The sequence below is a fragment of the Acidisoma sp. C75 genome, assembly GCF_054665095.1.
In genome coordinates, this window is record NZ_BAAFHD010000007.1 from 204,406 (window position 1) to 229,296 (window position 24,891).

The window sequence follows — 24,891 nt, forward strand, 5'->3', positions numbered from 1 at the left end:
GGGAGATGGGGCCTGGCCGCTGTTTTTCCAGCCGATACCGTTCCGTATCAGAGCCGCCGCCGCGGCCAGCGCAGCCCGCGCCTATTGGCCGGGCGTCGCGGCGGATGGGGCGGGGGCGACAACCTGCACCGAGGCGGGATCGGGCGGGGGCAGACCGTTCGGCGCGGTGTTGCGGCCCATCATCACCACCATGTCGTTCGGATCGACGAGGTTGAGCATACGCCGCGCCTGGGTATCGAGCGCGTCGAGATCAAGCACCCGGCCGCCGATCCCCTGGATGCGGTTGGTCCAATCCGCGACATCGGCATCGGCTTTCTGAAGCTGCACCTGGGCGGCCGCGAGATCGAGCCGATCCTGCTGCTGCGCCACGAGCCCGCGGTCTCCGCGGGTCGCGTTCCAAGCGAAATAGCCGGCGAGCGCCAGAAAAATGATCGGCGGGATCGCGGCTTTGGTCCGACGCTTTACCATCGCCCCGAAGGACATGAGGCTTCACTCCAAGAACGGGCTCTATCCCGCTCCTCTCATGCCGTTTTTTGCCCATTCAGCGCAAGCCTTGCGTAACCGACGCAGGCCGCCAGGGCGGGCTCTCCTCGCGCGCTTCTCGCCCTCAGAAACCCGCGCGCACGATGTCGATCTCGACCCGGCGGGATTCGATCGCGCTCAGCTGATAGCTGGTCGCGCCGCGCGCCATGGTCACGATGCGGTCCTGCGGCACGCCATCGGCGATCAACTGGGTCATCACCCCCTGCGCCCGCTCTTCCGAAAGCGCCTGATTGGCAGCGTCCGTCCCGATGGTGCTGGCAAAGCCCACCACCTGCACCTGCGCCGCCGGATCCTTGGCCGCCGCCTGCGCCGCCTGGGAGACGACGCCCAGCCCCTTGGCATCGAGCGTGGAGGACCACGGGCTGTAGAACACCACATAGCGCGGCTCGGCCGGCGCGTATTGGCGGGCCACGGTCTGGCTGGTCGCCTGGCAGCCGCCGAGCGCGATCAAGGACAAGGCGATAAGGGCGGCACGGCGGCGCATGGCGTCAACTCTCCTGGATTTCGGCGCGTGATGGGGCCTGAGCGCGGCTCATCCGTCAAGGGCAGAGCGGAGAAACCCGCAACCTGCGGAGGGCCCCAAATCACGCCGCTCGCGCAAGCATTCCCGCCGGGCGCCGCGGCCGCAGGGAGGCGCTTACGCCGTCGCCGCCACCGCATGCTGTCCGGAGATCCGCCAGATCCGGTCAAGCTTCTCGATACCGGTCAACCGATGCGCGATGAGAATGAAGGTCCGCGCGCGGCCAAGATCGTTCAGCGTCGTGAGAAAAGCCTGTTCCGTTTCGATATCGAGACCGGCGCAGGGCTCGTCCAGGATCACGATCATCGCGGGCGAGAGCAGCACGCGGGCGAGTGCCAGCCGCCGCGCCTGGCCGCCCGAGAAGCGATGCCCGCCCTCGCCCACCCAGGTTTCGAGCTTGTCCGGCAAGCCGCGCACCAAATCGCCGATCTGCGCGGCGTCGAGCGCGGCCCACAACGCCCGCTCGTCCGCATCCGGCCGCGCGAGCAGAAGATTGGCGCGAATCGTATCGTCGAAGAGGTGCGTCTGCTGGGAAAGCAGCGCGATGCGGGCGCGGAGATCATCGGCGCGGAGATCGGCGATATCTGTGCCGCCCAGCAGGATGCGCCCCGCTTCCGGCACCTGAAGCCGCAGGGCGAGGGCCGCGAGCGTCGATTTGCCCGAGCCTGAAGGCCCGAGGATCGCCACCCGGCTGCCAGCGGGAATTTCCATCGTCAGCCCGTCGAGCACCGGCGTGCGGTCGGCCGCCCAGCGGAAGCGCACCCCGGCGAAGCGCAGATTGTTCTCCGCCGGCAATGGCTGCGGCACCGCGGGGTCAGGGGCGATGATCGGGCCGAGCGCGGTTTCCCGCACCCGCCGGGCGCCCGCCGCGGCGTAGCCGGCCAGCGCCCCGGCGCGCGGCAGACCGCCCACCGCCTCGAACCCGGCGACGGTGAGGAAAGCCGCCGCGACCGCGGCCGGCGGCGGCGCCCCAGCGGCGAGCAGAACGGCGAGGATCGCCGCCTGGGCGCAGAGGAAGGCCGCGGCCTGAGCGAATCGGGCCGATCGCGCGACGGAGCGCTGGGCGGCGAGCAGCCCCGCCTCCCGCGCCTGCACCTGCGCCAGCATCCGCCCCTCCCCACTGTAAACCCGCACCTCCCGCAGCCCGGTGATGGCATCGAGCACGGCGACACGGAGGGCGGAGACGGCCGCGGCGAGCCGGTTGCCGCTCGTCGCCGTCACCCGCGCGGCGAGCAGGGGCAGCAGGAAGGCGGCCACCACGAACAGCAGGGCGACGAGCAGGGCGAGGGGCAAGGATTGCAGGGCCAGCACGATGAAGAGCACCGGCAGCACCAGCACCGCGCCGGCGAGCGGCACGAGGATGCGCGAATAGAGCCCGTCGAGACTTTCGACGTCGTTGACGACACGGGTGAGCACATCGCCGCTCCGCGCGAAGGCGAGGCCGCCCGCCATGCGGGTGGCAAGGCCGGCGAAGAACCAGACGCGCAGATCGGCAAGCGCCCGAAAGGTCGCCTCATGGGTGACGACACGCTCCAGGTAGCGGAGCACGACGCGGAACACGCCGGAGACGCGGAGCAGGATGGGCGTGAGGACGAGCCCCGTGGTGAGCGCGGCGGCGGTGATCCGTCCGGCCAGCGCCATCATCAGCAGGCCGGCCGCCAGCGCCAACAGCGAGAGGCCAATGCCGGCCGCCATCCAGGGCGCACGGTTGCGCCACAGGCGGAAGATCGCGAGGAGATCGCTCATCATGCCACCCCCTTCTGGGCATCGCCGGAGAGCAGCCGGCCCGCCTGCATGTTGATGCGCCGGCCGGTGAGCATATGCGCCTGGGTCGAATGGCTCGCCATGATCACCGTGCGGCCGATGGCGAGATGGCGGATGCTCTCGAATACCTCGGCCTCCGTCGCCGGATCGAGATGCGCCGTCGGCTCGTCCAGCAGCAGCAGCGGCGCGTTCTTGAGGAAGGCGCGGGCGATGGCGATCCGCTGCACCTGCCCGCCGGAGAGGCCGAAGCCCCCCTCGCCCACCATGGTATCGAGGCCTTCGGGAAGCTCGGCGAGAAACTGCTCCATACTGGCGAGGCGCACCGCCTCGGCCAATTCGGTCGCACTCGCCTCGGGCCGGGCGAAGCGGATATTGTCGCGGATCGAGGCCGCGAAGATCACCGGCTTCTGGCCGATCCAGGCGGTGAGGCGTGAGAGTGCCTGGGGCACGATGCTGGCGATATCCATGCCGTTGAGCAGCACTCGCCCCGAATCGGGCCGGGCGAAGCCGAGCAGTACCTCGATCACCGAGGACTTGCCGGCACCCGATGGCCCGGCGAGGATCAGCACGCCCCCGGCCGGCAGGCGGAAACTCACCCCATCGAGCGCGGGGCCGCGCGCCTTGTCCCAGGTCAGGCGCACATCCTCGAAGGCGACGCTGATGCCGTGCGCTGCAACGGTGACGGGCGCTGCCGCCGGCGGCTCGCCCAACTGCGCCGGATCGTGCTCGCTTTGCGGCAGGGCGATGATCGCCTCCGCCGCGGCGACGCCATGGCCGCGATCCTGGTAGGCAAGAGCGAAGGCGCGCAGGGGCGCGAACATTTCCGGCACCAGCAGAAGCAGGAACAGCGCCCGGCCGGCCTGCTCGGCCCGCGCTTCGCCGCCTGCCGCATGCAGGATAAGGTCGCCTTGCTGGATAGCGATGCCGATGAGGGCGACGGCAGCGGCGAGATCGAGCGCCGCGGAGGAGAGGAAGGCGGTGCGCAGCACCCGCATGGTGCGGCGGCGCAGCTCCTCCGCCGCGGCACCGAGGGCGGCCGCTTCGTCCGCCGCGCGGCCGGCCAGCACGATGGTACCGATGCCGCGGATACGGTCGAGGAAGCGCTGTTCGAGCCGCATCATCGCCGAAAGCTGGGATCGGCTGGCGATGGCTGCGCCAATACCGGCAGCGGCCTGCGCGAAGGGCACGAAGAGGCCGCAGGCGGCGAGGATGAGGGCGGCGAGCGGATCAGCGATGGCGGCAGCGATCACGATCAGGGTGGGCCCGGCGATGGCGAGGGTGGAGGCCGGCACCCAGCGGGCGAAGAACCCGTCCAGCGCCTCGATGCGATCGACCACGATGCCGGCATAATGCGCGCTATGGCCCTGGCGCAGCAGGCTCGGCCCGATGGCGAGCAGGCGGCCGAGCGTCTCGCTGCGCAACCGCCGGCGCCCGGCAGCCCCCGCCGCGAAGGCGGCCCCATCGGCCGCAGCCCCTGCCACAGCGCGCGCCAGTGCCGCGAGCGCGAAGATGATCGCCGCCAATAGCACAGGCTGATGATCCCGCGCGATCAGCGCGCGCAGCAGATCCGCCGCCGCCGCCGCCTGCACGATCGCCAAGAGAATGCCGAACAGGCCGAGAAGGATAGCCCGCATCGCCGCCTGGCGGCCGATCATGCTCTGCTGGCGAAGCCAGGCAGTTGCTGCTTTCTTGCGCGTGTCCATCGCCTCAGCACATAGCGCGTAGGATAGGCGCTGCCCAGCCAGCCACCCGCCTTCTTTGTGCTACAATTTGGTAAGCTTGCCCCGCAGCCGGCAGCGCCGTTCCGCCCGCTTCAGGCTGGTTCCTGGATATGGGCTTCGAGGAACCAGAGCGCCTTGTCGAGATCGCGGGAGGCGGCGGTGAAGATATCGGCGGCATCGGCGTCCCCCGCCTCGTCGGTCTCATCGATCGCCGCGCGCACCGCATTGGCGACCGCGCCATAGCGCTCGATCAGCGCCTGGAGGTGATCCTCGATCTTGTAGATATCTGTGGGATAGGGCGCGACCTTGGACTGCCCGGCGAGGATCTGGCTGGTGCCAAGGGCGGTGCCGCCCAACTGCACGACCCGCTCCGCCACGATATCGACATGCCCGTCGATCTGGGTGCGGAACCCGTCCAGCATTTCATGGATGGCGATGAAGCGCGGGCCCTTGAGGTTCCAATGCGCCTGCTTGGTGATAAGCGCGAGGTCGACCATATCGGCGAGACGCGCGTTCAGCGTGTCGATCGCCACCTTGCGGGCATTATCGTCGAGATCGTTGAGGGTCTTGTGCATCCGCATCGAGGGCGTCTTGGCCATGGCTCTGCCGTCTCCGTTCCGCTGTGTCTGGAAGCCGCCCGCAAACCGGGGCGGCGCTTCATCGCAGAGGTGGGGCCGGCGGGCGCGCCGTCAATGCGCGCGGTCGATCGTATAGGCGCCGACGCTGATCAGCGCATCGCGCAGCTCGGAGGGGGGGAAGCATTGCAGCGCCTCCTCCGCCCCGCGCACGAATTGCCGGGCCCGCGCGAGGGTTTCGCCGATCGCCCCGTGCCGGGCGAGCAGGCGCATCGCATGCGCGAGATCCCCCTCGGCCTGGGCACCCTCCTCCAGGGTGCGGCGCCAGAAGACGCGCTCCTCCTCCGATCCCGCCTGATAGGCGATCAGCACCGGCAGGGTGATCTTGCCCTCGCGGAAATCGTCTCCCACCGTCTTGCCAAGCACCGCCTGATCCGCCGCGTAATCCAGCGCATCATCCACCAGCTGGAAGGCGATGCCGAGATTCATGCCATAGGTGGCGAGCGCCTGTTCCTCCGCCGCCGGACGGCCGGCGATGACGGCGCCCACCTCAGCCGCCGCCGCGAAGAGGGCGGCCGTCTTGCCGCGCACCACGTCGAGATAGCGCTCCTCGGTCGTCGAGAGGTCGTGCTGCGTCACCAGCTGAAGCACTTCGCCCTCTGCGATGGTGGCGGAGGCCGAGCAGAGGATGCGCAGGACCTGTAGCGAGCCATCCTCGACCATCAGGTCGAAGGCGCGGGCGAAGAGGAAATCCCCCACCAGCACCGGGGTCTTGTTGTCGAAGACGGCATTGGCGGAGGCGAGGCCGCGGCGGAGTTTGCTTTCATCCACCACGTCGTCATGCAAAAGGGTCGCGGTATGGATGAACTCGACGCAGGCGGCGAGATTGACGTGCCGCTCCCCCTCCGCATAGCCGCACATGCGTGCCGCCGCGAGCGTCAGCAGCGGGCGCATGCGCTTGCCGCCGGCCGCGACGATATGGGCACCGACCTGCGGGATGAGCGCGACGGGGCTTGCCATCCGCCGCACGATGGCGCGGTTGCAGGCTTCCATATCCGTTTGCAGCAGCCCGAGCAGGCGGGAGAGCGCATCCGGCTTGTCCGCCGCCGGGGCGGGCGCCGCATCTTCGGGGGAATAGATCGTCTCGCCGGCACTCATGCCCAAGTCCAAGCCCTTCCGGTCTGGGGTGTCGCTCCGGGCCGCCGCGCCCGAAGGCCTGCCCGGATGGCCGCTGAGAGGCCTTCCTCGGCATCGCACAAAAAAGCCGCGCTCGCTACACCCCTGCGCCGCGGGATGGCATGAGGGGGCGATGCAGGCACCGGAGGTGACGGAGGGTTATCTGCTGGGCAAAGCCTTGCGTTATGCCCAGCCCCGCACAGGCTATCGCACCGGGATCGAGCCGGTGCTACTCGCCGCCGCAGTGCCCGCGCGGCCGGGTGAGCAGGTGCTGGAAGCCGGCACCGGGGCGGGCGCGGGGCTGCTATGCCTCGCGGCCCGGCTCCCCGGGCTGCGCGGCCTCGGCCTCGAAATCGAGCCGGGCATGGCGGCGATCGCGGCGCGGAACTTCGCCGATAACGATTTTGCCGGGCTCGCCGTACGGGTGACGGATCTGGCGCGCCCCGGCAGCCTCGCCGATCTTCACGGCGCCTTCGATCATGCGATGGCCAATCCGCCCTGGCATCCCGCCGAGGGCACCGCGCCGGCCGAGCCGCTGCGCCACCGCGCCAAGGTCGCGCCCGCCGGGCTGATCGGCGGCTGGGTCACTGCCCTCGCCCCCTGCCTCCGGCATCGCGGCACGCTCACCCTCGTGCTGCCGGCGCGCGCCCTGCCCGAGGCGCTGGCCGCGCTGGCGCCGGCGGCACTCGGCGCCCCGGTCATCTTTCCGCTCTGGCCGCGGGCCGGCCGCGCCGCGCGGATCTTCCTGCTGCAAGCCCGGCGCGGCGGACGGGCCGAATGCCGCATCCTCCCCGGCCTCCTTCTGCACGAGGGGCTGGGCTACACGCCCGCCGCTGCCCGGCTGCTCGCCGGCGCGGGCGCGCTCGATCTTTCCGCGAGCGGCTGAGCGGCAGCGCTCGCCGCCGCCGCGTGATTGCGGCAACCGTTGCCGCTCGGCGCCGGATGATGGGCAGCCGCAATATTTTCCACAGACTCCTCCTATCATTCCGAAGTCGTCATCAAAACTTTACGGCTGGTGCGGCAGAACGGCCAAGCTCGCCTTCCAACCCCGGTTCGCGCTGCGCGGCGGCACTCAGGAGAGAAGCGTTGAAGAATGTTCCCATCGCCATGAAGATCATGGCCTTGCTCGGGCTGTTCGGCATCTTCGTGCTCGGCGTTGCCTTCTATGCAACCGGGCAGATGAGCAGCATCAGCGGAAACTTCCAAAGCTTGCTGAACCATGAACGCGCGACCAGCCTGGGCATCACCAAGGCACAAGCAAACCTGAGCACGATCCACGGCGGCCTTGGCGATCTGCTCGTCTCTTCCACGGCCGAGGGCAATGCGAGCGCCATGGCAAAGATCGCCAGCGCCCGCCAGGAATTCGACAAAACCATCAACGACACGCTGAAGATTGCGCCGGCCAGCACGGTGCCGGCGATCGAGAGCCTTGCCGCACGGGCCAAGCAGATCCTGGACGCAACCTGCCACACGGCGATCGTCGAAGGCGATACGGCGGTCACCGCCGCTCAGAACACCGTCGCCCATAATGAATATCTGGCCCATTGCTCGCCGGTATTTCTCCCTCTGCTGGCAGACTTCCGCAAAGAGAGCGCTATCTTGGGCGCCCAGGCGATCGCGCGGCAGAAGGTGCTGGTCGCCATGACACATACGACGATCCTGACGACCTTTGCAGGCATCATCATCGGGCTGGTCGCGATCGGCCTGATCGCCTTTTTTGGCACCCGTGCCTGGATCAACCGCCCGCTGCGCACGCAGCTTGGCTATATGACGGCCCTCTCAGCCGGCCAGTATGACATTGCGATCGAGGGGAGCGAACGGCGGGACGAGATTGGCGCGATCGCGCGTGCGGTCGAAGGCTTTCGCGATGCCGGGCGGGAGAAGCTGCGGGTGGAAGCGGCCGCCGGCGAGCATCGCGCTGAGGCGGAGGCGGCCCGCGTTGCGCAGGAAGCCGAGCGGGCGGAGATTGCCGCACGCACCACGGCCGTCGTCGAACAGGTGGCGCTCGGCCTCGAAAAGCTCGCCGAGGGCGACTTGCTGTTCCGCCTCAACCGCGCCTTCTCCGCCGAATACGAGAAGCTGCGGCACGACTACAATGCGGCGATGGAACGGCTGCAGGAGACGATGGCCTCAATCTCCGCCAATACCCATGGCGTGCGGGCCGGCGCCGGTGAAATCAGCCAGGCGTCCGACGATCTTTCCCGCCGCACCGAGCAGCAGGCCGCGAGCCTGGAAGAAACCGCCGCCGCCCTCGACGAGATTACCGCAACCGTCCGCCGCACGGCAGAAAACGCCCGCGAAGCCCGCAGCGCCGCCGAAACCGCCCAGCACGAGGCAACCCGCTCGGGCGAGGTGGTGCAGAATACCGTGACCGCGATGAGCGGGATCGAAAACTCCTCCAAGCAGATCGGCAATATCATCGGCGTGATCGACGAGATCGCCTTCCAGACCAATCTGCTCGCGCTCAATGCCGGCGTCGAGGCCGCGCGTGCCGGGGAAGCCGGGCGCGGCTTCGCGGTGGTCGCGACCGAGGTGCGGGCGCTCGCCCAGCGTTCGGCGGAGGCCGCCAAGGAGATCAAGACGCTCATCTCCGCCTCCAGCCGCCAGGTGGAAAGCGGCGTGCAACTCGTCGGCGAAACCGGCACGGCGCTTGCCAGCATCGCGGAACAGGTGGCGCGGCTCAACGGGATCATCGGCGAGATCGCGAGCTCGGCACAGGAACAGGCGACCGGCCTCGCCGAGGTCAATACCGCGGTCAATCAGATGGACCAGGTGACGCAGCAGAACGCCGCCATGGTCGAGCAATCGACGGCGGCGAGCCATAGCCTGGCGCGCGAGGCGGAAACCCTGGCGCATCTGGTGGCCCGCTTCAGGATCGAGGCGGAAGGCACGGCGGCGCGGGGCCACGAGGCAGCCCCGGCCCGGCCCGCACCGCGCGCCCCCGCCGAGAGCAAGCGCGCCCTGCCCGCCGAGGCCACGCGCAAGACCGCGAGCCGCCAGGGCGAGGCGCGGCCGGCTGAGGCGCGGCCGACTAAGGCAAGGACTGCTGAGCACCCGACGGCCGAAGGCAGCCGGCCGCAGGCCGCCCGCCCCAAGGCCGAAGCCACCAGCGCCCCGCGCCGGGCACCCGCCATGGCCGAAGCAGAGGATGACGGCTGGGCAGAATTCTAAAAACCCCACCACCCGCCCCGGCCCTCGGCGTGAAGCCCGGCAAAAACCGCCAGGCGAAGGGCTGAGGGCGCCGGGGAGACAGAGGCGAAATGGCACGGGCGGGCGAGTTGAGGTGGAGCGGCTGCCCCCTGCCCGCGCGTGAACGGCTCACGCGGCCGTCGCGCTCTCCTCCCGCTCGGCGATCCCGAGGGCCCGCTGCGCCAGGGCGATCGCCCCCTCGCGGGAGCGGGCGGCGCCGACGAAGCGGCGCAGATGGACGAACACCGCGTCCGGCACGCCGCTGGCTGCCGCCAGCGCATCGCCTTCCAGCCCGGCCCAGGCGGCCGGCAGCGGCACGCGCTGCGCGAAGGAATGCGGTTCCGGCGGCATCGTATCGACCATCCAATTGCCGTTGGATGCCGGGCTTACGCAAAATACTACCGGCAGATCCCGCGCGAAGACAGGGTTCTTCCAGGGCATGCCGCGCTCCAACACCAACACCCGCGGGTCTTGCGCCTGGCGATGGGCGGCGAGGACTACCGCCTCCGCTTCGAAGCGCGCACGCAGGGCCGCAACCCGCCGGGCGAGCACGCCGCGGGCGAATTCCGCTGCTTCCAGGAACGCCGCATCCCCGGCGCCCGGCCCAGTCGCCTCCGGACTATCCCAGGGCGGATTGAAGTCCCCAATAAGATGACCGAGGCCGAGGCCATCGTCGAACACCGGGCCGTGCGGGGAGACGCCGTTATCCAATTCGTCGATGCGACGCAGAAGCCTCTCGTCAAGTTCGCCTGCGATCGCCACGGCAAGGCTTGCCGCGCTGCCCTCGCCGAGCAGCGCCGCCACCGCCCGCACCCCATAGCTTTGCCAGATGAGCCCAGCCGCCGAATAGGGCGTGCCATCCGGCCGCAGCGGGGCGCCGCGCTGATGGTGATCGTAGCGGCCGCGCGCCGGATCATGGACAAGGCCGACATCCCAGACGATGGTGCCGGCCGCGATCAACCCGCTCTCGCGCGTGCGGACGAGCCGATGATCCTCGCCCGTGCGGCCGAGGCCGAGGGCAAGGCGCAGAACCGCATAGGCAAAGACCTCATCGCAATGGAACTTGCCACTATGGGTCACGAGCAAGGGGCTGGCATCGCCAGAATTCATGAAGCGTCCAATCCGTGTTAGAATCGAGCGCGCCGGCAATCTGGCGCAGCCCGCGCTCCGCTTCACGCGGGGGGCCGGCCCGACCGCTGCGATGGCCACCTGCGGGAGCCTGCCTCCGCCGCGCGCGGCCGGGGCTGCGCAAGACTGCCGTCAATGCGCAAAGGGGGCAGAAAACAGGCCGACGCCTGCGGCGCAAGCCCCGAATCGGACTGCCTGCCTGGATTTTGGCCAGATCGGATGGGCGCCACCGGGCCGCCGCGCCCCGGGCGGTCAGCACGACTGCGCGTCAGACACGCAGTCGGTGCGACGAAATATTTTTGAAAACAATCACCTGATGCCGGTGATCGAGCCCCGCCGGGGGAGCGGCTGTCGCCTCAGGCGGGATAGATCGCGCCCGTCACCGGTTCCACGAAAACAACCCTGTCCTCAACCGCCGCGATGCCCGGCACGCGCTCCACCGCCACGCGAATCGCCGGGCGCAGGGCTTCGTCCGGGATGACACCCTCGATCCGCGCACGATGCTGGGCGACCGTGACCGCGATGCTGCTGCTATCGAAGAGCGAGACGCGGGCGAGCGCCGCCTTCACCCGCGCTTCCAACTCCTGGTCCGGCAGATCGGCCGCGGCCTTAGGCTCCGCCGCCAGCCGAGCACCGAGCGCGCGCACCAGATCGAGCCGCGAGACAATACCGACGAGCCGGCCATCCCACACCACCGGCAGCCGCCGGATGCGATGCTTCTCCATGAGCTGGACGATCTCTTCGAGCGGCGTGTCCTCGACGATCGAAATGACCTTCTCGGTCATCACATCGCCCACCCGCCGGCTATGGCTGCGCACATAGGCGGCAGCCTCCTCCCCATGGCCCAGCAGCAGGCCGAGGAAGGAGCGGCGGTGCGGGCTCTCGGTCTCGAGTTCGGCGCGGCGCAGCAGATCGCGCTCGGTCAGCATGCCGACAAGACGGCCATCGCCCGCCACCACCGGGATGCCGGAGATTCGCTGCCCGACCATCAGTGCGATCGCCGAATCGATGCTGGCCTCTGGCCCGACGGTGACGACCTTGGCTGTCATGATGTCGCGCGCGCGCATGGCTTGTCCTTTCGTTCGAGCGGAGCCCGCCCCGGTAGCGCATCCGGCCAAGGGAGGACGGCGGCCGAACCTTGGCTCCGGCCGTCCCCGCGAAGGCTGGATGAGCGAGACGCGCTCCTCATATCGAACCCTCGCAGGCTTCCGCGGCCGGCGCCTTGATGTTGATCAAGAGGCCATTCCCTATGGCGAGATGCCCGGCCGTGCGCGGTCGCGATGGATGCATGGGAGAGGCGCGAATTCGTTTGCTTGCTGATAGTTAGGTTGCTTATTATTTGGCCATCGCCAGTTTGCCCGAAGCCATGCCCCTGCAATCCATCCGCGCCACCGAATTCGGCCGCCTGATCTATCGGGTCTCCACCGCCTGGCGGCGGGAGATCGATCTGCGTGTACGCGATTTCGGCCTGACCGACGCCACCTGGCGCCCGCTGCTCTATCTCGGGCGGCTGGGTGACGGGCTGCGCCAGACGGATCTCGCAGCCGCTCTCCTCATCGAAGGCGCTTCCCTCGTCCGCCTCGTCGATGCGCTCGAACGGGCAGGCTTCGTGGAACGGCTGGAGGATGCCGAGGATCGCCGCTCCAAGCGCGTCTGGTTGACCGAGACTGGCCGCGCGACCTTCGCCAAGGTCAACGCGGTGCATGAGAAGCTCGCGCAGGAACTGGTGCGGGATGTCTCGGCCGAGGAGTTGGCCGTCTGCGATCGCGTGCTCCAGCGCATCCTGGCGGCGACCGAGCATCCTGCCCCGGGCGATGAGGGCAGCGCATGAGCGGCGCGACCGACAGCACCAAGCCTGCTGATCCGACGGCCAGCGGGGCGAGCGGGAGAGCGGGCCACCGCTCCGCGGGGCCATGGCTGGCGCTTGCCGCGCGTCTCGCGCGGCTCCGCGCCGGGCCGAGCCCGGCCACGCTCAGCACGATCGGCTATGTGCTGCGCACCCTGCTCGCCATGGGACTTGCCTTCTACGCAGCACTCTGGCTGCAGCTGCAAACCCCGGCCTCGGCGGCGGTCACCGTGATGATCGTCGCCAATCCCTCGCGCGGCGGCATTCTCTCCAAGGGGCTCTGGCGCATCTTCGGCACGCTGACGGGCGCGGTCGCCGCCGTCGTCATTCTCGGCGCCTTCGGCCAGGCGCCGCTGCTCTTCGTCGTCGGCCTGGCCTTCTGGCTCGGCCTCTGCACCTTCGCCTCCAGCATGTTCCGCCATTTCCGCGCCTATGCGGCGGTGCTCTCGGGCTATACCGTCGCGCTCATCGCGGCCGGCGCGCTTGCCACGCCGGACCATGTGCTGGGCTTCGCTCTCGCGCGCCTCGCCGTCGTCACCATCGGGGTCGTCGTCTCCACCATCGTCACCATGGTCTTTCAGCCAAGCGTGACGACGGATGGCATGCGGGCGCGCGGGCGCGGCGCCTTGCAGGGCGTGGCGCGGCTGATGCTGGCCCGCGCCGACGGCCTCGCCATGGACCATCCGGCCTTCATCGCCGAGCGCACGCGGCTTGCGACCGAGATCGAACGGCTGGACGAGGCGGTGGAGTTTTCCGGCGCCGAGGCACCGGATGTCAGCCGCCACGCAGGCAGCATCCGGCGTGGCTTCGCCGCGATGTATGCGGCGCTGCTCTCCGTCTCGATCGCGGGGAATTCCCTCACCCGCCTCGCAGCTATCCTGGCCGAGCGGCGGGAGACCGCCGCCATGCCGGCGCTGCAGCTCGCAGCCGGGCTTGATGGCACGCCCGCCGCACAGCCTGCAGCCGAGCCCGCAACCCTGCCCGAGGCGCCGGCGGCCGCGCCCGGCGTTGATATCGTCGCCGAAGTGCGCGGCCAGCTTGCCGCGATCGCCCATTACGATCCGCAGGATCGGCGCGCCCCGCTCGCGCTCGCTGAGGCGATCGCCGCCCGCACCCGCATGCTCTCGAACCTCGCCAGCGAAACCCGCACGCTTGACGAGACGACGACGCTCGCGCGGCTCTATCAGGAACTCGATCTGCTGCATGCGGCAATCGTGCCCTTTGCCGCCTGGCGGATGGGCAGGCGGCCCTATCATCACGGGCCTCGTCTGCACACCTTCATCGATTACGCAACCGCCGGGCGCAACGGCGCGCGCAGTTTCATCGCCGTCGTCCTCGGCGGGCTCTTTCCCTATATCACCGGCTGGAACATGGGCGCCTCGCTCCTCGTCGTGCTCGCCTCCGCCTGCGCCCTGCTCTCCGGCCTGCCGAGCGCGGCTGCCGCCAGCATCGCCTTCGCCCAGGGCATCACCCTCGCCACCCTGCTCGCCTTCCTGTGGGAGTTCTTTATCCTCCCGCATATCACCGGCTTCCCCATCCTCGCCCTGGTGCTGCTGCCCGTGCTGCTGCCAGCCGTGTGGGGTACCACGCGCCCCCGCACCGCCCTCCTCTCCCTGGGCTTCGTGATCTTCTTCATCACGGAACTCGGCTTCGCCAACCAGATGCATTACGACGTGGTTACTTTTATTAATAACGCCGTCGCCTTCATCATGGGCGCCTGGCTCACGGTCCTCGTCTTTCGCGTCATCCTGCCGCCCAACCCGATGCGCAACGCCGCCTATCTGACGCGGCGCATCCGCCGGATGACGGAGCATCTCGTGCGCGCCGGCGGCGGCCATCGCGGGCGGCGGGACTGGCTCGGCTGGCTCGTGACCTACAACCAGGCGATCCAGCGGCTGGCCCTCAGGCTGCAGGTCGATCCGGCGCTGCGCTCCCGCACCATCGGCGATTGTGGCGCGCTGCTGATCGTGGCGCAGGAGGCGGTACGGCTGCGCTCTCTGCTGCCGGCGCTCAATCTCGCCGCCGAGGATGCGGCCGCGGCCGGGCTCGCGCTCGGCCATCTCGGGCGGCTGCGCCGGCCCCGGCGGGCCGCGCGCGCGGCGGATGCCATGGGCGAGCGGCTGATCGCGCTCTACGAAGCGGGCGGGCGGCGGCGGCAGGGCCTGTTGCAGGCGGCCGCCAGCTTCCGCACGATCGCCGCGATGATGGCGCAAGCCGAGCGCCTTCTCGCGCTCGAAGCGCCGCTGCCGCAGGAAGGAGCCTGAGCACCATGTTCGTCGAAGCCCAGACAGCCGGCCTGTTCTACGCGCCGATCGTACTCTATTGCCTCATTGCCGCCGTCATCTTCCTGCCCCTGCGGGCAATCCTCGGGCGGATCGGCTTCTTCTCCCTCGTCTGGCACCCGGCCCTCTTCGAGGTCGCTCTCTACGCGCTCATCACCGGTGCGATCGTCCTTCTCCTAGCGTGACAGCACAAGCCATCCCCATGCATCTTCTTCTCCGCCTGATTCGCCTCCTCATCACCCTCGCGGTCGTTGCCGCGGCGGTCTTCGTCATCGTCCAGCTGTGGAACGTCTATATGCTGGCGCCGTGGACGCGGGACGGGCGGGTCTTCGCGCAAACCGTCGTCGTCGCCCCGGAAGTGCCGGGCACCGTCGTCTCGGTGCCGCTGCACGACAATGAACGCGTCCAGAAGGGCGCGGTGCTCTTCGCGATCGACCCGAGCCGCTTTCGCATCGCGCTCGACCAGGCCGAGGCGAGCCTCGCCGCCGCCCGGCTCGACCAGCAGAAGGCGGCGGAGGATGCCGCCCGCCGGCGCGGCCTCAGCGGCCTCATCTCCAAGGAAGACCTCGCCAACACCAATATCGCCGCGAATGTCGCGGCCGCCCAGGTCCAGGGGGCGGAGGCGGCGGTGGCGCTCGCCAAGCTCAACCTCCAGCGCGCCACCGTCTATGCGCCCGTCACCGGGATCGTGACGCATCTGCGGCTGCAAGCCGGCGATTACGTCAATGCCGGGCAGCACGTCGTCACCCTGATCGACACCGAAACCTTCCAGATCCGCGCCTATTTCGAAGAGACCAAGATCGGCCTCATCCATCCGGGCGATGCGGCGCGCATCCGCCTCATGGGCTATCCCGAGCTGCTCGCCGGCCATGTGCTGAGCATCGGCCACGGCATCGGCGACATTAACGACGCGACCGATCCGCGCGGCCTGCCGCAGATCAACCCGGTCTTCGACTGGGTGCGCCTCGCGCAGCGCATTCCCGTCGATATCGCGATCGACCGCGTGCCGCCCGGCGTGCTGCTTGCCTCAGGCATGACCTGCTCGGTCGATGTCGGGCGGCCGGTGCCGCCGCGCCCGGGCCTCGCCGGCCGCATCCAGCGCTGGTTCGAAGGCAATCTCTGAGATGGGCTGGCTTGCGCGCATGCGGCTCGCCCCGCCGATCCTGGCGCTTGTGCTCGGCGGCTGCACCGTCGGCCCCGATTTCCAGGCGCCGAAACTCCACTTGCCGGCGGCCTTCACCGAACGGCCGGCGACGCCCACCGAAATCGCCCTCGCTGATGCCCAGGTCGCCCGGTGGTGGACCTCCTTCGACGACCCGACGCTCGACCGGCTGGTGAGCGAGGCGGTCTCGGGCAATCTCGACCTGCAGATCGCCCGCCAGCGCCTGGTGGAAGCACGGGCGGACCGGGTGATCGCGGCCTCCGGCGGCCTCCCCACCGTCGATTTTGGCGGCGAATACGTCCGCGCCCGGTCGAGCACCACGGTCACCTGGCCGCCCGGCATCGGCAATTACCAGTACTATCAGGCCGGCTTCGATGCGAGCTGGGAACTCGATATCTTCGGCGGCAACCGGCGCGCGACGCAGGCGGCGGATTTCGGGGTGCAGGCTTCGATTGAAAACCGCCGCGCCCTGCTCGTCAGCCTGCTCGCCGAGTTGGCGACCGATTACGCGACGCTCCGCGCCCGCCAGGAGGAGCTGGCGATCGCCGAAAGCAACGTCAAAATCGCGCGCGATACGCTCTCTTACACGCAGAAGCTCGAAACCCAGGGCCTCGGCACCTCGGTCGCCGTCCTGCAAGCGCGCGCGCAGCTGGAACAGACGGAGGCGAGCCTGCCCGGCCTGCGCGCCGGTGTCGCGGTGATGGCACATGCGATCGCCGTGCTGCTCGGCCACGATCCGGGGGATCTGGAAGCGATGCTGACGGCCGCGCAGCCGCCGATGCTGCCGCCGCCCTCGCTCCCCGATACGGTCCCGGCCGATGTCATCGCCAATCGGCCGGACGTGCATGCGGCATTGATGCAATATGGCGCGGCCAATGCCGAGATCGGGGTCGCGATCGCGGCGGAGCTGCCGCATTTCACCATTCCCCTCACCATCACCCCGCAGGCGAGCCTCATCGGCAATCTGTTCAAGGCGGCAAGCATGACCTTCACCGCGGCGATCGAGGGCACCGCGCCCCTCTATGCCGGCGGCAAGCTGCGCGCAGAGGTGCAGAAAGCCCGCGCCGCCGCCGAGGCCGCCCGCCTCTCCTACCAGCAGACCGTGCTCACCGCCCTGCAACAGGTGGAGGATGCGCTGGTGCGCGTCGATACCGAGCGGGTGGCCAACGCCTCGCTCCGCGCCTCCGCCCGGGATGCCGAGGCGGCGCTCGCGCAATCGACCCGGCTCTACAATGCCGGCCTCCTCGATTTCCTGACGGTGCTGACCGATGAGCGCACCGTCTTCCAGGCGCGGGATGCGGTGGCGCAGAGCGACCTCGCCCTGCTGCTCGACGATGTCAGCCTCTACAAGGCGCTCGGCGGCGGCTGGCAGCGGATCGATCTCGATCCGCCGGCCGCAAAGCCCGCCGCCGCGGCGCAGAAGGAGCCTTAGATGCCGATCCTATGGAAGCGTTCCGCCACGCCCATGCGGGGCGCGAGGCCCGCCGCGTGACCCCGCGCTCGCTCATTGTGCCCGAGGATGGGCTCGCTCAGCCGCAGCGTTTCTGGGCGGTGGCGGCGGTCGCACTCGGCCTCGTCATGGCGGTGCTGGACGGCACCATCGCCAATGTCGCGCTGCCGACGATCGCGGCGGATGTGCATGTCAGCCCGCATGATTCGGTCGCCATCATCAACGCCTACCAGATCGCGGTGATCGTGCTGCTGCTGCCCTTTTCGGCGCTCGGCGAGATCTACGGCTACCGACGGATCTTCCTCGGCGGCATCGTGCTCTTCACCCTCGCCTCGCTCGCCTGCGCGCTGTCCTCGACCCTCGGGCAGCTCACGCTCGCCCGCATCTTCCAGGGGTGCGGCGCGGCGGGCGAGATGAGCGTGACAGGCGCCATCATCCGCTTCTCCTATCCGCGCGCGCGGCTCGGCCAGGGTCTCGCCATCAACGCTTTCGTGGTTGCCGGCTCCACCGCCGTCGCGCCCTCCATCGCGTCGGGCATCCTCGCTGTCGCGCATTGGGAATGGCTTTTCGCGATCAACGTGCCGCTCGGCCTCATCTGCCTCGCGGTGGCGCTCCGCTCGGTGCCGGAAAGCCACCACTCCTCCATGCGCTTCGATCTGCCCAGCGCCATCCTCTCGGGCCTTTCCTTCGGCGTCGGCATGTTCGGGCTGATGGACCTCTCGCGCGGGCGGCATTGGGAGCTCGGGCTCGCCGAGGTGGTGGTCGGCGTGGTCGCGGGTGTCGCCCTCGTCCTGCGGCAGTTGCAGCGGGCGGAGCCGCTGCTGCCGATCGACCTGCTGCGCATCCCGCTGTTCCGGCTCTCGATGATCACCTCCGTCTGCTCCTTCTGCGCGCAGATGCTGGCCTTCGTCTCCATCCCCTTCTTCGTGCAGGATACGCTCGGCAAGAGCGAGGTGATGACGGGGCTGCTGATGACGCCCTGGCCCTTCGTCATCATGTTCGTGGCGCCGATCGCCGGCCGGCTGGCGGATCGCTTTCCGGCCGGGCTGCTCGGCGGCCTCGGTCTCGGCCTCTTCGCGCTCGGCCTCGGCCTGACCGCGGCGCTGCCGGCGCATCCCTCGAACTGGGAAATCTGCTGGCGGCTGGCGATCTGCGGCGCGGGCTTCGGGCTCTTCCAGTCCCCCAACAACCGGGCGATCATGGGCTCCGCCCCGCGCCACCGCAGCGGCAGCGCCAATGGCATGCTGGGGCTGGCACGGCTGACCGGGCAGACCCTGGGGGCGACGCTCGCGGCACTCGTCTTCAAGCTCGCCCCGCACGGGCAGATGCCGGTGGCGCTCGGCCTCGCCTGCCTGCTGGCGGCCGGTGGGGCCATCGTCAGCATGCTCCGCCTACGGGTGCCGAACGCCAGGCCGCAGGCGGCGGCGAAGGGCTGATCAGCCGCGGGGCGCGGCCAGCAGCACGCGGTTGACGGGTTCGAGGGCGGCGAAGATCTCCCCCCAGGCGCGGCGGAACTTCTCCGCCGGCATGCCGCGCTCGGCGAAATAGGCGGTCAGCGCCGCGAGGTTCCGCTCCCCGTCGATCGCCGGCAGGATGGCACGGGCCTGCGGCGGCAGGCGGAGCACGGCGCGCAGGCCATCGAACAGAAAGCCGATCGAACCATCGGGCTGGAGCGACTTGACGAGTTCGGCGCCCGGCACCTCGCGCATCACCGGAATCGCCTCTTCCGCCATCGGATCGGCGCGGAGGATCGGCTCGCTCTGCCGCCGGCAATAGGCGATATGCACGCTCATATTGCCGCAGAGCGCCTCGGCGAGGGCTGCCCGCTCGATAGGGGGGAGGGCGGCAATGCGGGCGCGGAGCTTGGGATCGGGCGCCCAGGTGGCCGGGTCATAGCGCATCGGCTCCATGAAGGCCGCAACCTCCATCCCGGCGCTGGCCAGCAGGGCCGCGAAGCGCGGCACGGTGAAAGCGCGGTCCCGCGGGTTGAGCAGTAGATCGTAGAGCCCGGCATCGCCGCCGTTGATATGGTCGGTGAAGTTGCGGTTGAAGCGCAGCCAGTTGCTTTCCGGCAGGTGGCGCATCACCCGCCGCGCGATATCGAGCCGCGCGGCCGGCGGCTCCTCCGCCGGCGCGAGGCGAGCGAGCGCATCCTGCACCATATAGACGCCGGTGCGGCCGTGCGGGGCATAGACCATGAGGCCCATGCCGCCGCCTGGCGCGAGCGCCGCCACCAGCGCGGCAAGCCCGGCCTCCGGCTCCGGCAGGTGGTGCAGCACGCCGCAGCAATCGATGTAATCGAAGAGGCCGAGGCCGCGTTGCGGCAGATCGAGGAGCGAGCCCTCCACCCAATCGATATTGCGCAGTCCCCGCGCTTCCGCGCGCGCCCGCGCCACGCCCATCGCGGCGCGCGAGCGATCGAGATAGACCACCCGGCCGCCCTCGCCGCGGCGCGCGAGATGGGTTGCCAGCATGATCGTGCCATCGCCCGTGCCGCCACCGGCGATCAGCGCGCGGAGCGGCCGGGATTGCGGGCGCCCTGCGCCGAAAACCCAATAGTCGATCTCGCGCAGATGCGACGGGCTGCCGATGACGAGCCGCTTCGCCTCGTCCTTCGGATCGCGGGCGGGATAGGGATAGGCCTCGTATTGGGCGGCAAGCTGGGCATCGGTGGCATCGCTCATGCCGCCGCTTTAGCGGCTTCGGCCGGCGCTGGCGAGACATGCGGAGATTGCGCCAAGCTTCACTTGCGAAGGACAGGGCACCTCCCTTATGCGTGCGGCCATGCGCAAGATTCTTCTCTCCGCCTGTTTTCTGCTCGCCGCCGCGGCGCCCGAACTTGCCGCCGCCGCTGCCGCCGGCCCCACCTCGCTCGGCATCTTCGCGGATTGGACCTCGGCCGAATACACGGCCGGCGGCAGCCATGTCTGCTATGCCTTCACCCGCGCGCTCGGCGCGGCCAAGCTGCCCACCGCGCCGATGATCATTGTCTCCGAACGCCCTGCCTCGCGCGATGAGGTGGTGGTCAACGCCGCCAGCGCCTATCCCGCCAAAACGGAAGTCGCCGTCCAGATCGACGCGCAACCGCCGATCTCCTTCTACACCTCCGGCATCCATGCCTATGCGCGGGATGGCCGCGCCACCGTCATCGGCATGCAGAAGGGCAACCAGGCGGTTGCCAGCTGGAAGGACAAGGGCGGCCACGACCGCAAGGAGACCTTCTCGCTCGCCGGCTTCTCGGCCGCCTACGGGGCGATCGTGAAGGCCTGCCCCGCCAAGTGAGCGCGGCCCTCCCCACCCCGGCAAGCGCCACCGCCCTGCCCGAGGATGCCGCCCGCATCCTCGCCAAGGCGGCCCTCTTCGCCCCGCCGCCCGCCAAGCTCGCCGATGGTCGGCAGGATCTCGTCGGGCTCTCGCGCGAGGAGCTGGCAGGCGCGGTGCAGGAGATCGGCGAAGCGCCGTTCCGCGCCAAGCAGCTCTGGCACTGGATCTACCACCAGGGCGAGACCGACTTCGCGAAGATGAGCACCATCGCCAAGCCGCTGCGCGAAAAGCTCGCCGAGCATTTCGTGGTCGGCCGGCCGGAGGCGGCCGTTGTGCAGACGAGCACGGACGAGACCCGCAAATTCCTCTTCCGCTTCCGCGACGGGCAGGAAGCCGAGACGGTCTATATCCCTGATCCGGACGAGGATCGCGGTGCGGTCTGCATCTCCTCCCAGGTCGGCTGCACGCTCTCCTGCAGCTTCTGCCACACCGGCACGCAGCGGCTGATGCGCAACCTGGGTGCCGCCGAAATCGTCGGCCAGTTCATGGCCGCGCGGGACAGTTATGGCGAATGGCCGAGCCCCAAGGGCGAAACGCCGCGCCTGCTTTCGACCATCGTGCTCATGGGCATGGGCGAACCGCTCTACAATTACGAGAACGTCGCCAAGGCGATGAAGATCGTGATGGATGGCGAGGGGATCGCGCTCTCCCGCCGGCGCATCACGCTCTCCACCAGCGGTGTCGTGCCGATGATGGACCGCGCGGGCGCGGAACTCGGCGTCAACCTCGCGGTCTCGTTCCATGCCGTGCGTGACGATCTGCGGGATGAGCTGGTGCCGCTCAATCGCAAATATCCGATCGCCGAGCTGATCGCCGCCTGCCATCGCTACCCGCCCGCTTCGAATGCCCGGCGCATTACCTTCGAATACGTCATGCTCAAGGGCATCAACGATTCGGAGGCCGATGCGCGGGAGCTGGTGCGGTTGATCCATGGGCTGCCGGCGAAGGTGAACCTCATTCCCTTCAACCCCTGGCCCGGCAGCCGCTACGAGACGAGTTCGGGCAATGCCATCCGGCGTTTCGCCAATATCGTGATGGCTGCAGGCTATGCCTCGCCCGTCCGCGCCCCGCGCGGCCGCGATATCCTCGCCGCCTGCGGCCAGCTCAAGACCGAAACGGTGCTCGCGCGCGGCCGCGCCAAGGCTGAGATCTGAGGCCGGGGAGCGCCGCCTTGGCCCCATGGTAAGGCAGGCGTAATCCACCCCGCCTAGACCCTTCGCGGACCAGGAAGGGGAATGCCCATGAGATTGAAGACCAGCGCCGCCGCTCTCGCCCTCACCCTCACGCTTCTCGGCTTCGCGCCCCTCGCGCAGGCGGCAGGGGACGCGGCCCGCGGCAAGCTCGATTACGGCATGTGCTTCGGCTGCCACGCCATCGGCCCGCATCCCCGGGTCAAGGTCGGGCCGCCGCTGGATGGTATCGTCGGCAGCCGCTGGGCCTCTTATCCCGGCTTTGCCTACTCCCAGGCTCTGCTCAACGGTCGCAAAGCCGGCAAGCGCTGGACGGTGGCGGAGCTTAATGCCTGGCTGATCAGCCCTTCGCACGTGGCGCCGGGCACAAAGATGTATTTCCCGGGCATGCCCAATCCGCGGGATCGCGCGGATGTGATCGCCTATCTTGAGCAGTTCAATGCCCAGGGCGGCAAGCGCTGAGCGGCTGGCCGCAGGCCCCGGCCAAGCGCTTACCGCGTCTTCGGCGGCGGATCGGCGTGCGGATGATTTCCCCCGCCCGGGATCTGCTCTAGCTTTTCCTCCTTGGGGAGGAAACGCCGATGCCGGAAGCCGCCATTCGCCCGAACCGCATCCGGCGCCTGATCGGCGCCGGTAGTGCCGCGATCAACGGCTGGCTTGCCCTGCCCTGCGCCTTCTCGGCTGAAGTGATGGCGCATCAAGGGTGGGACAGCCTGACGATCGACATGCAGCATGGGGTGATCGACTATAACGACCTCGCCCCCATGATGGCGGCCATCTCCACGACGGAGACGGTGCCGCTGGTGCGTGCCCCTTGGCTCGAGCCCGGAATCCTGGGCAAAATCCTCGATGCCGGCGCCTATGGCGTCATCTGCCCGATGATCGAGAGTGCCGCCGATGTGGAGGCTTTCGTCGCCGCCACCTCCTACCCGCCGCGCGGGCGGCGCAGCATGGGGCCTATCCGCGCGGCCTATTACGCCGGCGCGACCTATGCCGCCCACGCCAACGAGACGATCCTGCGCTTCGCGATGATCGAGACTGCCGCCGCTTATGCGGCGCTCGATGCGATCCTCGGCGTGCCGGGCCTCGATGCGATCTATATCGGGCCGAACGATCTCGCACTTGCCCTCGGCCGGCAGCCGAGGCTCGATCATGAGGATGCCGAGATGCTGCGCGTCATCACCGATATCGGCCGGCGCGCCCGCGCCGCCGGCAAGATCGCCGGTATCCACAATGGCGCCGCCGCCTATGCCGGCCGCATGATCGCGGCGGGCTTCAATTTCGTGACGGTCGGTTCGGACGTGACCTATCTCGTTGAAGGATCACGCCGCGCGCTGAGCACGCTACGCGCCGCGGCCCCGTCAGGCGAGACGCCCGCGCCTTATTGAGGCGAGCGGCGGGGCAGAAAGCGGAGCGCTCGCCCCGCTCAGCTCGCCTTGGGATCCAGGCGATAGCCGCCTGCTTCCGTAATGAGCAGCTGCGAATTGCTCGGATTCGGCTCGATCTTCTGGCGGAGCCGATAGATATGCGTCTCCAGCGTATGGGTGGTGACAGCTGCGTTATAGCCCCAGACCTCGTTCAGCAGCACCTGTCGCGCCACCGCCTTGGACCCCGCGCGATAGAGGAATTTGAGGATCGCCGCCTCCTTCTCGGTCAACCTGATGCGCCGGTTCTTGGCCGGGTCGTGCATCAGCTTGGTCGCCGGGCGGAAGACATAGGGCCCGATGGTGAAAACCGCATCCTCGCTGTTCTCGAACAGCCGCAGCTGCGCGCGCAGCCGGGCCATCAGCTCCGAAAGCCGAAACGGCTTCGAGACATAATCATTCGCGCCAGAATCGAGCCCGCGGACGACATCCGTCTCCTCGGCCGATCCGGTCAGCATGATGATCGGCATCTTGAATGCGCGCTCGCGGAGCCGGATGCAGAAATCCCGCCCGTCACCATCCGGTAGGCTGACATCGAGAATGATGGCATCGAAACGCGTGCCGGGCTGGGCCAGAATCTTCTCGGCCTCGGCGACCGTTCCGGCCTCGGCGGAGCGGAACTCCCCATCCAGCACCAGCTGCTCGGCGAGGGTCGAACGCAGTGACAGATCATCATCCACGATCAGAATTGCACGTTCATCTCCGTTGGATTTCTCCACCACTTCTCTCCTTTCCTCCTCAACCATCGAATTCAGCATCTCGCACCTCCTGACAGGGCGGAGCGGATATGGTGCGCAAGGCGGCCGCTCCTATTCCCAAACGCATCGAACATTCCCGGCACCCGCCCGCCTGCATCGAAGAGACGAACTCGAAATAGGGCCGCTCACGCGATTTACTATAATCTCGACTTACGATTTCGCGGCTCTTGACCGGATAAGCCCAATTAAAAGCCGGAAAGCACCTGATCGGCCGGGCTTTCCGGCTGTTACGCCTCGCCTTTGCGCCCCTCGGTTACATCAAAACAACGTGAATCGCGCCAAGCCCCATGGCGAGCGCCGCCAAGAGATCGGGCGGGTCGAGCGCCACGCAACCCTCCGTCGGCCTGCGGTCGGGGGCCGTCACGTGCAGAAAGATCGCCGAGCCGCGACCCGGCTGCACCGGATCATCGTTCCAGCCCAGCACGCCGATGACGTCGTAAAGCCGATCCTTCCGCCACAACCGCTCATGGCGCGCGGCGAAGGGCCGGCGGATCATCCGATTATAGGCCGGATCGCGCGGATCGTCGCACCAGCCATCCTCCGGGCCGATCGGCTCCAGCGGAACCGAGGCGCGCGGCGGCGCCACGCGATCCGCCCGATAGAGCACGCGGCGCAGCGGCAACAGGCCCGCCGGGGTCGCACCATCGCCTTCCTCTTTCGCGGGCGAGACACCGCCACGGCCGATGCAGGCCCTGTAGGTTTTAGCGCCGAGACGGAACCAGCCATCCGGCGTCACTATCGCATCGCTCATGGAGAAGAGAGCTAAAGCGTGATTGTGGCATGTTTGCGCCGGGCGGCGCGCGGATAGATGAACTTATTCTTAGGTTTGTTGCCGCAGA

General features: G+C 68.9%; 23 protein-coding genes. 12 read left to right on the top strand and 11 right to left on the bottom strand.

Annotation, left to right across the window (positions count from 1 at the left end; all coding sequences use genetic code 11):
• Positions 1-81: 81 nt before the first annotated feature.
• The 6 genes from ACYQ7X_RS11425 to ACYQ7X_RS11450 form a co-directional block, all read right to left on the bottom strand.
• Positions 82-483, bottom strand: coding sequence for an FtsB family cell division protein (locus ACYQ7X_RS11425; RefSeq protein WP_459697149.1), 402 nt, complete (start codon positions 481-483; stop codon positions 82-84).
• Positions 484-607: 124 nt separating this feature from the next.
• Positions 608-1,027 carry an OmpA family protein gene (locus tag ACYQ7X_RS11430; protein ID WP_459697150.1) on the bottom strand — a complete coding sequence of 140 codons (420 nt, stop codon included), beginning with the start codon at positions 1,025-1,027 and terminating at the stop codon, positions 608-610.
• A gap of 153 nt (positions 1,028-1,180) precedes the next feature.
• The gene (cydC, locus tag ACYQ7X_RS11435; RefSeq protein WP_459697151.1) at positions 1,181-2,812 is read right to left on the bottom strand and encodes a thiol reductant ABC exporter subunit CydC; all 1,632 of its coding nucleotides are present in this window, start codon (positions 2,810-2,812) and stop codon (positions 1,181-1,183) included.
• Complete coding sequence (cydD, locus tag ACYQ7X_RS11440; protein ID WP_459697152.1) at positions 2,809-4,530, bottom strand: thiol reductant ABC exporter subunit CydD; 1,722 nt, start codon at positions 4,528-4,530, stop codon at positions 2,809-2,811. Before cydD ends, cydC begins: the two co-directional genes overlap by 4 nt.
• Positions 4,531-4,640: 110 nt before the next feature.
• On the bottom strand, positions 4,641-5,147 hold the full coding sequence (gene dps / locus ACYQ7X_RS11445) for a DNA starvation/stationary phase protection protein Dps (protein ID WP_459697153.1): 507 nt from the start codon (positions 5,145-5,147) through the stop codon (positions 4,641-4,643).
• Positions 5,148-5,237: 90 nt separating this feature from the next.
• Positions 5,238-6,281 (bottom strand): polyprenyl synthetase family protein, encoded by a 1,044-nt coding sequence (locus tag ACYQ7X_RS11450; RefSeq protein WP_459697154.1) that lies wholly within the window; start codon positions 6,279-6,281, stop codon positions 5,238-5,240.
• 151 nt (positions 6,282-6,432) lie between these two features.
• Here ACYQ7X_RS11450 and ACYQ7X_RS11455 point away from each other — a divergent pair, with 151 nt between their 5' ends.
• Complete coding sequence (locus ACYQ7X_RS11455) at positions 6,433-7,185, top strand: tRNA1(Val) (adenine(37)-N6)-methyltransferase (RefSeq protein ID WP_459697155.1); 753 nt, start codon at positions 6,433-6,435, stop codon at positions 7,183-7,185.
• A 200-nt stretch (positions 7,186-7,385) separates the two neighbouring features.
• Positions 7,386-9,470: a methyl-accepting chemotaxis protein gene (locus tag ACYQ7X_RS11460; protein WP_459697156.1), complete on the top strand. Its 2,085-nt coding sequence runs from the start codon at positions 7,386-7,388 to the stop codon at positions 9,468-9,470.
• A gap of 147 nt (positions 9,471-9,617) precedes the next feature.
• Here the strand turns inward: ACYQ7X_RS11460 and ACYQ7X_RS11465 are convergent, their stop codons facing one another.
• Both ACYQ7X_RS11465 and ACYQ7X_RS11470 read right to left on the bottom strand, forming a co-directional pair.
• Positions 9,618-10,598, bottom strand: coding sequence for an MYG1 family protein (locus ACYQ7X_RS11465; RefSeq protein WP_459697157.1), 981 nt, complete (start codon positions 10,596-10,598; stop codon positions 9,618-9,620).
• Between the two features lie 374 nt (positions 10,599-10,972).
• The gene (locus ACYQ7X_RS11470) at positions 10,973-11,683 is read right to left on the bottom strand and encodes a CBS domain-containing protein (protein ID WP_459697158.1); all 711 of its coding nucleotides are present in this window, start codon (positions 11,681-11,683) and stop codon (positions 10,973-10,975) included.
• A 272-nt stretch (positions 11,684-11,955) separates the two neighbouring features.
• Here ACYQ7X_RS11470 and ACYQ7X_RS11475 point away from each other — a divergent pair, with 272 nt between their 5' ends.
• Genes ACYQ7X_RS11475 through ACYQ7X_RS11500 form a run of 6 tightly spaced genes read left to right on the top strand, consistent with a single transcriptional unit; the run spans position 11,956 to position 18,792 of the window.
• Positions 11,956-12,447, top strand: coding sequence for a MarR family winged helix-turn-helix transcriptional regulator (locus ACYQ7X_RS11475; RefSeq protein ID WP_459697159.1), 492 nt, complete (start codon positions 11,956-11,958; stop codon positions 12,445-12,447).
• Positions 12,444-14,726: an FUSC family protein gene (locus ACYQ7X_RS11480; RefSeq protein WP_459697160.1), complete on the top strand. Its 2,283-nt coding sequence runs from the start codon at positions 12,444-12,446 to the stop codon at positions 14,724-14,726. The genes ACYQ7X_RS11475 and ACYQ7X_RS11480 overlap by 4 nt, the downstream gene beginning before the upstream one ends.
• Before the next feature lie 5 nt (positions 14,727-14,731).
• Complete coding sequence (locus tag ACYQ7X_RS11485; RefSeq protein WP_459697161.1) at positions 14,732-14,929, top strand: DUF1656 domain-containing protein; 198 nt, start codon at positions 14,732-14,734, stop codon at positions 14,927-14,929.
• Between the two features lie 17 nt (positions 14,930-14,946).
• Positions 14,947-15,867, top strand: a complete 921-nt coding sequence (locus ACYQ7X_RS11490) for an efflux RND transporter periplasmic adaptor subunit (protein WP_459697162.1) — start codon at positions 14,947-14,949, stop codon at positions 15,865-15,867.
• Position 15,868: 1 nt separating this feature from the next.
• Positions 15,869-17,338 carry an efflux transporter outer membrane subunit gene (locus ACYQ7X_RS11495; protein ID WP_459697163.1) on the top strand — a complete coding sequence of 490 codons (1,470 nt, stop codon included), beginning with the start codon at positions 15,869-15,871 and terminating at the stop codon, positions 17,336-17,338.
• Between the two features lie 11 nt (positions 17,339-17,349).
• A complete protein-coding gene (locus ACYQ7X_RS11500; RefSeq protein ID WP_459697164.1) occupies positions 17,350-18,792 on the top strand; it encodes an MFS transporter in 1,443 nt (480 codons plus the stop codon).
• Here ACYQ7X_RS11500 and ACYQ7X_RS11505 read toward each other — a convergent pair whose 3' ends face one another.
• Positions 18,793-20,040 carry a class I SAM-dependent methyltransferase gene (locus tag ACYQ7X_RS11505; protein ID WP_459697165.1) on the bottom strand — a complete coding sequence of 416 codons (1,248 nt, stop codon included), beginning with the start codon at positions 20,038-20,040 and terminating at the stop codon, positions 18,793-18,795. It abuts the gene before it with no gap.
• A 100-nt stretch (positions 20,041-20,140) separates the two neighbouring features.
• On the opposite strand from ACYQ7X_RS11505, the gene ACYQ7X_RS11510 reads away from it, so the two are divergent.
• The 4 genes from ACYQ7X_RS11510 (at position 20,141) to ACYQ7X_RS11525 (ending at position 23,258) form a co-directional block, all read left to right on the top strand.
• Positions 20,141-20,638, top strand: a complete 498-nt coding sequence (locus ACYQ7X_RS11510) for an invasion associated locus B family protein (RefSeq protein WP_459697166.1) — start codon at positions 20,141-20,143, stop codon at positions 20,636-20,638.
• Positions 20,635-21,834 carry a dual-specificity RNA methyltransferase RlmN gene (gene rlmN / locus ACYQ7X_RS11515; RefSeq protein ID WP_459697167.1) on the top strand — a complete coding sequence of 400 codons (1,200 nt, stop codon included), beginning with the start codon at positions 20,635-20,637 and terminating at the stop codon, positions 21,832-21,834. The genes ACYQ7X_RS11510 and rlmN overlap by 4 nt, the downstream gene beginning before the upstream one ends.
• A gap of 87 nt (positions 21,835-21,921) precedes the next feature.
• Positions 21,922-22,332: a c-type cytochrome gene (locus ACYQ7X_RS11520; protein ID WP_459697168.1), complete on the top strand. Its 411-nt coding sequence runs from the start codon at positions 21,922-21,924 to the stop codon at positions 22,330-22,332.
• A 119-nt stretch (positions 22,333-22,451) separates the two neighbouring features.
• The gene (locus ACYQ7X_RS11525) at positions 22,452-23,258 is read left to right on the top strand and encodes an HpcH/HpaI aldolase family protein (RefSeq protein ID WP_459697169.1); all 807 of its coding nucleotides are present in this window, start codon (positions 22,452-22,454) and stop codon (positions 23,256-23,258) included.
• A 38-nt stretch (positions 23,259-23,296) separates the two neighbouring features.
• Here the strand turns inward: ACYQ7X_RS11525 and ACYQ7X_RS11530 are convergent, their stop codons facing one another.
• Positions 23,297-24,040 (bottom strand): response regulator transcription factor, encoded by a 744-nt coding sequence (locus ACYQ7X_RS11530; protein WP_459697185.1) that lies wholly within the window; start codon positions 24,038-24,040, stop codon positions 23,297-23,299.
• Between the two features lie 265 nt (positions 24,041-24,305).
• Positions 24,306-24,803 carry a L,D-transpeptidase family protein gene (locus tag ACYQ7X_RS11535; protein WP_459697170.1) on the bottom strand — a complete coding sequence of 166 codons (498 nt, stop codon included), beginning with the start codon at positions 24,801-24,803 and terminating at the stop codon, positions 24,306-24,308.
• Positions 24,804-24,891: the final 88 nt, after the last annotated feature.